General features: G+C 76.1%; 4 protein-coding genes. 2 read left to right on the top strand and 2 right to left on the bottom strand.

Features of this window, described 5'->3' with window-relative positions; all coding sequences use genetic code 11:
- Positions 1 to 578, top strand: a 578-nt coding sequence (locus AB7J25_RS21145; RefSeq protein ID WP_428511327.1) for a site-2 protease family protein, incomplete at its 5' end; no start/stop codon positions are given.
- Here AB7J25_RS21145 and AB7J25_RS21140 read toward each other — a convergent pair.
- Together AB7J25_RS21140 and AB7J25_RS21135 are read right to left on the bottom strand one after the other, a co-directional pair.
- On the bottom strand, positions 553 to 6,228 hold the full coding sequence (locus tag AB7J25_RS21140; RefSeq protein WP_428511326.1) for a GAF domain-containing protein: 5,676 nt from the start codon (positions 6,226 to 6,228) through the stop codon (positions 553 to 555). The genes AB7J25_RS21145 and AB7J25_RS21140 overlap by 26 nt on opposite strands.
- Positions 6,229 to 6,267: 39 nt before the next feature.
- Positions 6,268 to 7,752, bottom strand: a complete 1,485-nt coding sequence (locus AB7J25_RS21135) for an amidase (RefSeq protein ID WP_428511325.1) — start codon at positions 7,750 to 7,752, stop codon at positions 6,268 to 6,270.
- A 103-nt stretch (positions 7,753 to 7,855) separates the two neighbouring features.
- On the opposite strand from AB7J25_RS21135, the gene AB7J25_RS21130 reads away from it, so the two are divergent.
- On the top strand, positions 7,856 to 8,950 hold the full coding sequence (locus AB7J25_RS21130) for a class I SAM-dependent methyltransferase (RefSeq protein ID WP_428511324.1): 1,095 nt from the start codon (positions 7,856 to 7,858) through the stop codon (positions 8,948 to 8,950).
- The last annotated feature ends 2 nt before the right edge of the window (positions 8,951 to 8,952 follow it).

Genomic DNA, 8,952 nt, shown 5'->3' with positions numbered 1-8,952 from the left:
TCACCGTCGACGTCGTCGCCGCCGAGCGGCTCACGACCACCGGCGAGACGATCGAGGTCGGGGCGATCGGGGTGTCGCAGCAGCCGCCGCAGGTGGTGCACTACGGCCCGCTCACCGCGATCCCGGCGACGTTCGAGCTCACCGGCGAGATGTTCGGTCGCGTGTGGGAGGGCATCCTCGCGTTCCCGGCGAAGATCCCCGCGCTGGTCGACGCCATCGCGGGCGAGCCGCGTGACGAGAACACCCCGATCAGCGTCGTCGGCGCCTCGATCATCGGCGGGGACGCGGCCGAGCGCGGGCTCTGGGAGTTCTTCATCTTCCTGCTGGCGGCGCTGAACTTCTTCGTCGGCGTGTTCAACCTGCTTCCGCTGCTGCCGCTGGACGGCGGCCACATCATGGTCAACGTCTACGAGCGGGTGCGCGACTGGACGCGCGCGCGGCTCGGGAAGGTGCCGATGCCGCCGGTGGACTACACGCGGCTGCTGCCGATCACGTTCGCGCTGATCATGGTCGGTGGCGCCGTGAGCCTGCTGACGCTCACCGCCGACATCGTCAACCCGATCCGGCCGTTCGAGTAGCGGAGCCTGCGACCCCGACGGCGGCCGCGACGCCCGCGAGCTCCAGTACGCGGGCGGCGATCCCACCCGGCCGGGCCCGCAGCTCGAGTGCCACGCCGCGGTCGCGTGCCTGCGCCACGACCTCGAGCAGCACGCCGAGGCCCGCGCTCGCGAGGTAGGTGACCCCGTCGACGTCGAGCACCAGCGCGTGGGCCGCGGGTTCCGGACGCTCGGCCGCCGCCTCGACGCGGGCGAGCAGGCGGGGGCGCAGGGTGTCGGCGGCGGGCAGGTCCACCTCGCCGGTGATCTCGACCAGCAGCGGCGCGCCGTCACCGCCGGTGCCGCGGTCCCGCAGCCGGGCCCCGGCCGACCGCCCGGCCGGCTCCACGGCCACCGGCGCGGGCAGCGCGTCGCCGGGAGCCTTCGCGCTGATCGTGAACCGGACGGTGGTGCCGTCCGGGCCCGGTGAGATCTCGGCCGTGGTGGCGAGCCGGTGCAGGATCCCCACGCCGCGGCCGCGGAATCCCCGGTCCGCGGGTGGCGGACGCCAGGTGCCGAAGTCGCGCACCTGCGCGTCCACACCGCCGTCGGGCCGCAGCCGCAGCTCGTACTCGAACTCCGGTGCCGCGCCACCGGGGCCGCCGCCGGGATGGGCGTGCTCGACGGCGTTCGCGCTCGCCTCGCCCAGGGCGAGCTGCAGGTCGTCCAGGGTGTTCGTGTCCAGTGCCGCCGCGCGGGCCCACGCGTGGACGGACCGGCGCACCGCCCCGAGGCTCGCCGGCAGCGCGGGATGCCGTTCCCGCAGTGGCGCGGGCAGGAGCCGGGCGGCCACGACGGCGACGTCGTCGCTGGTGTGCTGATCCTGGCCGGAGGCGGCGAGCAGGCGGTCCACCAGCGCGGACACCCCGATGCCCTGCGCGTCGGCGGCGGCGTCGACCAGCCGGTTCAGCCCCTCGTCGAGGATCTCACCGCGGCGCTCGACGAGCCCGTCGGTGTAGAGCACGACCGACGCCCCGGGCGCCACCGGGGCCCTGGCCTCTACGTAGGGGGGCCGACCGGACACGCCGAGGACGGTGCCGCCGCCGTCGTCGAGCAGCCGCGCCCCGGCGGTGTCGACGAGCAGCACCGGCGGGTGCCCGGCGCGCGCCCACCGCAGCTCACCGTTGCCCCAGTCCAGGATTAGGCAGGCGCAGGTGCTGCCGCGGGCTCCCGGAACGCGACGCGCGAACGCGTCGAGCAGCTCCAGCGCCTCGGCGGGCGCGTGGCCTTCCAGCAGGTAGCCGGCCAGGGCGCTGCGCAGCTGCCCCATGACCGCTGCGGCCCGCGGGCCCTGGCCGACGACGTCGCCGACCGCCAGCGCCGCGCACTCCTCGGCGAGCGGCAGCAGGTCGTACCAGTCACCGCCCGTCTGCGAGCCCGCCGCGCCGGGCAGGTAGCGCGCGGCGCTGCCGAGCCGCTCCAGCACCGGCAGCTCCGCGGGCAGCAGGCTGCGCTGCAGCACGTCGGCGACCTCGTGCTCGGCCTGGTGCAGGCGTGCCCGGTCCAGGGCCTGGGCGCACTGGCCGACGATCGTGACGGCGGTGGCGCGTTCGTCCGGGCCGAACGCGGGGGGATCGGCGAACGCCATCCCGAGCGCGCCGATGGTGCTCCCGCCCAGCCGCAGCGGCAGGACCACCTGCACGGGCAGGTCCGCGCCCGTGGTGCTGAGCCTGCCCGGCGGCCATCCGGGCAGCCCGGGGCCGGTGTCGGGCCAGACGGCCTCGCCCGAGCGGACGGAGTGGGCGATCGGGTGCGCCGCGAGCAGGTCGAGCCGGTTGTCGGGGTGGGTGGGGCCGCCGCGGCGGGCCAGCAGCTCGAGCTGGTCCCCCGAGCGGAGCACGACGACCGCGTCGACCGCGCCGAGCCCGGCGGCGTGGTCGAGGATCACCCCGGTGACCTCGGCAGGGGTCGTCGCGCCCGACAGGGCGCTCACGACCGCGGCGAACTCCTCGGCCGTCCGCCGCGCCGCGCTCTCGACGGCCAGCAGCGAGGCCCGCTGGTAGGCCTGCGCGGTCTGGTGGGCCAGCGCGACCGCCGAGATCCGCGTGCTGCGGTCCAACCGCTGCGCCCGGGAGAACCCGACGCACACCACCCCGACGTTGCGCCCGCCCGCGACCAGCGGCAGCGCGGCCAGGCTGCGATAGCCGTACTCGGCGGCGACGGCCGCGCGGCCCGGAGCGCGGCCCGGCCACGACCGGGTGTCGGGCACCCAGACGGCCGAACCGCGCAGGACCGCCTCGGTGGTGATCAGACCCGCCGCCAGCGGGAGCGACCGCCAGTCCCGGTCGACCTCGTCGGACCAGCCCCGCATCGTCACCGACTCCAACGAGTCCGGGTGCAGCTCCCACAACCCGACCGCGGGCGCGCCGAGCAGCGCCCGGAACTGGGCGACGGCGACGTCCGCGACCTGCTGCGGCGTGGCCGCCGCCGACAGCGCCGCCGTGGCCCGCTGCAGCAGCGTCATGCGCCGGTTGGTCTCCTGCTCGCGCTCGTAGAGCTGCGCGTTGTCCAGGGCGGTCGCGGCCCGGCGGCCGATCTCCACGAGCAACGCGAGGTCGTCCGCGTCGGGTTCGGGAGCGGCACGGTCGCGGAAGACCGCGAGGACACCGACGGTGCGGCCGCGGGTGGTGAGCGGGACGAACGCCATGTCGCCCAAGGCGAGGCGGCGGCGCAGCTCCCGCTGCGTCGCGTCCGGGATCCGGGTGGCCAGGTAGTCCTCGTCGATGGTGACCTGCATGGCCTCGCCGCTGTCCAGGACCGTCCGCACGGTCTCCCAGTCCGGTTCGATCCGCGCGACCAGCCGGTCCGTGGCGGCGTCGGGGGTGGCGGCGGCGACCACCCCCGGTTGCGGGTCGACGACGAGCAGCCGGGCCACGTCGGCGATCCGTTCGGCGACGAGCGTGCGGACGAGCGCGTCGCGGCGGCCGGTGAGCCGCGTCTCGCGGTCCAGCGCCGCGCCCACGGCGGCGAGGACCCGTTCCCGTTCCCTTTCCCGGTACCGGGTGTCGATGTCCAGGCAGCCGCCGACGTAGCCGGACGGCTCCACCGGCGCGCCGCGGTCCAGCACCCACCGGTACCGCCCGTCCGCCGCGTGCAGTCGGTACTCGACCTCGAACCCCCGCCCGGCCCGCTGGGCGCGGACCTGCTCGTAGCGGGCCCGGTCGTCCGGGTGGATGCGGTCGCGCCAGCGCTGCCCGAGATCGGCGTCGGCCCCCTCCGCGCCGACGAACTGGCTCCACGCCCGGTTGACGAAGATCCGGTTCTCGCCGGGCCCCTCCGCCCACACCAGGGCCGGGGTGGCGTCGGCGAGGGTCCGGAACTCGCGTTCCGCGTCGTTGCGGGCCCTGCCGAGCCGGACGTGGCCGTCCACCCTGGCGAGCAGCTCGGCGGCGGCGAAGGGCTTCACGAGGTAGTCGTCCGCGCCGGCGGCGAGACCCTCGACGGCGGCCTCCTGGCCTGCGCGCGCCGACAGCAGCAGGACGGGCACGCGCGCGGTGCGGGCGTCGGCGCGCAGGGCGGCGACCAGCTGAGTCCCGTCCAGTCCCGGCATCATCACGTCCGAGATCACGAGGTCCGGCGGCTCCTCGAGGGCCGCGGCGAGCGCGGCCGTGCCGTCCGCGGCGAGCCGGACCTCGTGGCGGGTGGCGAGCAGGCGCCGGAGGTAGTCGCGCATGTCGGCGTTGTCGTCGGCGACGAGCACACGGGCGCGGGGCGGCCCGCCCGCCGCTCCCACCGTCGATCTCATGGGTCCCGCCGCCGCAGCCTCCGGCGGGCCCTCGGGCGGCAGCCACCGCATCGCCTCGGCGACGAACGGCTGCGCGGCTGCTGACACGCCGGACACGCCGGACACGCCGGACACGTCCGGTCTCTCGCCGCTGCCGGTGATCTGGTCGGCGGGCAGGTGGTCGGTGCCCATCGGCACCGTCACGGTGAACGTCGTCCCGGCGCCCTCGGTGCTCGTGGCCGAGACGGTGCCGCCGTGCAGGGCGACCAGCTCGCGCACCATCGCGAGCCCGATCCCGCTGCCCTCACCGGACCGGCTGCGCACCCGCGGAACCCGGTGGAACCGCTCGAACAGGTGCGGCAGCTCGTCGGTGGGGATGCCGGTCCCGGTGTCGGAGACGGTGAGGACGGCGGCCCGCCCCTCCTCGCGCATGGTGACGGCGATGCCGCCCTCGAAGGTGAACTTCAGGGCGTTGGACAGCAGGTTGAGCACGACCTTCTCCCACATGTCCCGGTCGACATGGACCGGTTCGGTGGGGGCGGTGGCGTCCACGGTGAAGGCCAGCCCCGCGCGCTCGATCGCCGAGCGGAACACGCTGGCCAGCTCGGCCGTGAGCGCCGGGAGGTGCACGGGCTCGAACCGGGCGTGCATCCGGCCGGACTGCAGGCGCGAGAAGTCCAGCAGGGTGTTGACGAGCTTCGCCAGCCGGTGCGCGTTGCGGTACGCGGCGTCGACCTCGGTGCGGACCTGCTCGTCGGCGGCCACGGCCGGGGCGCTGCGCAGCTCCGCGAGCGGGCCCATGATCAACGTCAGGGGGGTGCGGAACTCGTGGCTGATCCCGGTGAAGAACTCCGTCTTGGCGCGGTCGAGCTCCGCGAGGGACTCGGCGCGGCGCCGCTCGGCCTCGTACGCGTCCGCGGCGGCCAGGCCCGCCTCGATCTGGTGGGCGAGCAGCTCGACGAACCCGCGGTAGCGCGCGTCGAAGTCCCGGAACGGGTTGAGCCCGGCGATCACGACGCCCGACGGTGCGGTGCCCGGGCCGCCCATCGGCACCGCGACCGCCTTCAGCGGCGGATCGGCCCACGCCCCGGCGGGGAGCGTCGCGAAGCGGTCCGCCAGGTCCTCGACGAGCACCGTCCGCCCGGAGCGCAGCGCCTCGACCGGCCACCCGGCGCCCTCGCCCAGCACGTCGGGGGCGACGGGGTCGCCTGGCCGGGCACCGGTGGCTGCGACCAGGCGCGCGGTGCGCGGCTCCTGCCCGTCCTCGCACTCGTCGAACAGGTAGACGAGCGTGAACGGCAGGTCCCGGGGGTTGTCCTCCAGGCGTCGCGTGGTGGCGGCCAGCACCTCGCGCGCGGTGCGGCCGCCGCCGACGTCCGTCGCGAGCTCGCGCAGGGTCGCCATCCGCCGCTCCGCCAGGACGCGGTCGGTCACCTCGGTGACCACGCAGAGCATGCCCGCCGGCACTCCCGCGTCGTCGGAGAGCGGGCTGTAGGAGAAGGTGTGGTAGGTCTCCTCGAGGTAGCCGCTGCGTTCCAGGAACAGCAGGAGGTCCTCGTCCCAGGTGGCGACGCCGGTCTCCAGCACCGAGGCGATGCGCGGGCCGGCCTCGTCCCACACCTCCGACCACACCTCGCTCGCGGGCCTGCCGAGGGCCCACGGATGCTTGGTGCGCAGCGTGTCGCGCCAGTAGGCGTCGTTGTAGAGCATCGTGAGCTCGGGACCCCACGCGAGCCACATCGCGAACCGCGACGTGAGCAGGATGCGCACCGCGCTGCGCAGGGCGGACGGCCACGACGCCGTCGGGCCGAGCGGGGTGCCCGCCCAGTCCAGCTCGGCCATCACCCGGCCGGTCTCCCCGCCGCCCGCGAAGAGCGGGTCCGACTCGGCGGCGCCGCTCCGACCCACGGCTCCTCCGCACGCTGTGTCGTCCGACGGAACGGATCCTCACCGTGGCGCGGGTGCACCGCAACCCGAGACCGCCGGAAGCCGCCACGCCCACGGCCGGGCGGACTCCAGCTGTGCCGCCAGGCGTAGCAGCGTCGTCTCGTCGCCGTAGCGCCCCAGCACGTGGACGCCGACCGGGAGGCCGTCGCGGTTCCACCACAGAGGCACCGACATCGCGGGATTGCCGGTGATGTTCGCGACCACCGCCGGGTAGGCGACGGTCCGCCCGCCCCGGCGGACCGGGCGCAGCGGGTCGTCCGGGGTGGAGGTCATCTCCCCGATCCGCGGCGGCGGCTCCGACATCGTCGGGGTGAGCCAGCCGGCGAAGTCAGATCCGCAAGCGGACCGGGAGCCGGACAGGAACCCCGCCACACCGCGGGCGAAGCGCTGCAGCTCCTCGACGGCCAGGAGGTAGTCCGCAGCGCCGACCCGGCGGCCTGCGTCGAGGTACGCGCGGGTGACCGGCTCCAGGTCGCCGGGGCCGGGCGGGCGGCCCAGCCGCCGCGTCCAGTAGCCGACGATCCAGGCGGTCGCGGCGTCGAACACCGTCCCGATCGCGCGGCCGACCCCGTCGATGCCCGGGAGGTCGGCCTCGACGAGCTCGTGACCGAGTCCGGTCAGCAGCGCGACCGCGTCGGCCAGCGCGGCGACGCAGTCCGGGTGGCCGGTCCCCCCACCCGGGGTCCGGGCGGTCCAGGCGATCCGCAGCCGGCCGGGATCGGCACCGACCTCGGCGGCGAACGGGCGCGGGTGCGGTGGCGCGGGATAGGGATCGCCGGGCATGGCGCCCGCCGTCGCGTCGAGCAGGGCGGCGCTGTCGCGGACCGAGACGGTGAGCGCGTGCTCCACCGCCCAGCCGCCGACCGCGTCGCCGTACTCCGGTCCGAGGGGCACCCGGGCGCGGGTCGGTTTGAGCCCGAACAGCCCGCACGCCGAGGCGGGGAAGCGCAGCGATCCGCCCACGTCGTTGCCGTGCGCCATGGGCACCATCCCGGAGGCCACGGCCGCGGCGGACCCGCCGCTGGACCCGCTGGTCGAGCGGTCCGGGTCCCAGGGGTTGCGCGTCGGGCCGTGCAGCACCGGCTCGCAGGCGGGGAGCATGCCGAACTCCGGGGACGCCGTCCGGCCGAGGATCACGAGCCCGGCCCGCTCCAGGCGGCGCACCAGCTCGCTCGTGAACGTCGAGACGGTGCCGTGGACGTACGCGGAGCCCTCGGCGAACGGCGTCCCCTCGATCTCGGCGACCAGGTCCTTGAGCAGGAACGGCACGCCCGCGAAGGGCCCGCTGTTCGACCGGGTGCTGGCGGCCGCCGCCAGCGCCCGGTCGTACAGCGGCGTGACGACGGCTCCGAGCAACGGGTTCAGCCGCTCGATCCGCTCGATCGCCCCCTCGGTCAGCTCCACCGCCGACACCTCGCCCGCCGCCACGAGCGCGGCCTGCGCGGTGGCGTCGAGCCCCGCGACCTGCTCGGCCACTCCGGTCATGACCTTCTCCCCTCGCCACCCGTGGGGCGCGAGACGCCGGCTCGCGGATCGCGAGGCGCCGGCTCGCGCCTGGAGGACGACAGCCGGCAACGAGGAGGACGACATGGCCGAGATGACGAGTCCGGACGCGGTCGCGGGCCGCATCGTCGAGGAGCTGGGGGTGACGCTGGCGACGGTGACGATCGCGGTAGGCGTGCGCTCGGGGCTGTGGACGGCGCTGGCCGGGGCGGGCCCCCTGGGTCCCGAGGAGCTGGCGGAACGCACCGGGGTGGCCCCCGTGCTGGCCCGCGAGTGGTGCCGTACCCAGGTCGCGGGCGGCTACCTGCGGCTGGCCGGAGGCCCCGACGAGCGGTACGTGCTGCCCGACGAGGTGTCCGCGGTGCTCGTGCACGGGCCGCTCGGTGGGCTGGTGGACGCCGCGATGACCATGATGGCCGCGACCGGGGAGCGGTTCGACGAGTTCACCGCGGCGTTCGCCGCCGGGCGCGGGTTCGGCTGGGCCGAGCGCGCCGACGGCCACGCCCACGGCGTGGACATGTTCACCCGGGCCGCGCTCGCGCCCGGCTTCCTCGCCGCGGCCGTGCGGGCCTGCGGCCCCGGCGTGGCGGATGCGCTGGACGCCGGCGGGGCACTGCTCGACGTCGGATGCGGGTACGGCGCGCCGACGCTGACGCTGGCCGAGGAGTTCCCGGCCGCCGCGGTGACCGGCTGCGACTTCCACGACGCCTCGATCGTGGCCGCCCGCAAGGCCGCCGCCGAGGCGGGCCTCGCGCAGCGCGTGCGTTTCGAGGTGGCGACAGCCACGCAGGCCCCGGCCGTCACCGGCGGGTACGCGCTGGTGGTGTTCGTCGACTCGCTGCACGACCTGGGCGACCCGGCCGGTGCCCTGGCCCGCGCCCGCGAGCTGCTGGGCCCCGGCGGGGCGGTGCTCCTGGTCGAGCCGCGCGCCGCGGACCGCGTCGTGGACAACCTGAACCCGGTCGGCCGGATGTTCTACGCGGTGTCGACGATGTTCTGCACCCCGACCGCGGTGGCGCAGGGCGGTCCCGATGCCGGAACCGGTGCCGGCGCTACCCCGCTCGGCACGCTCGCCGGGCCGGCCGCGCTGACCCGGGTGGCGGCGCAGGCGGGCCTGTCGCGGGTCCGCGAGCTCCCGGTCGAGGCGCCGTTCAACCTGGTGCTGGAACTGCGTCCCTGACC

The organism is Pseudonocardia sp. (assembly GCF_050246655.1).
Classification (GTDB): Bacteria; Actinomycetota; Actinomycetes; order Mycobacteriales; family Pseudonocardiaceae; genus Pseudonocardia.
This window is presented reverse-complemented; position numbering and strand designations above follow the sequence as displayed.

Bases quoted from the DNA above. Each gene is read 5' to 3' on its own strand.
- AB7J25_RS21135 (WP_428511325.1), bottom strand. From the start codon at position 7,752: ATGACCGGAGTGGCCGAGCAGGTCGCGGGGCTCGACGCCACCGCGCAG.
- AB7J25_RS21130 (WP_428511324.1), top strand. From the start codon at position 7,856: ATGGCCGAGATGACGAGTCCGGACGCGGTCGCGGGCCGCATCGTCGAG.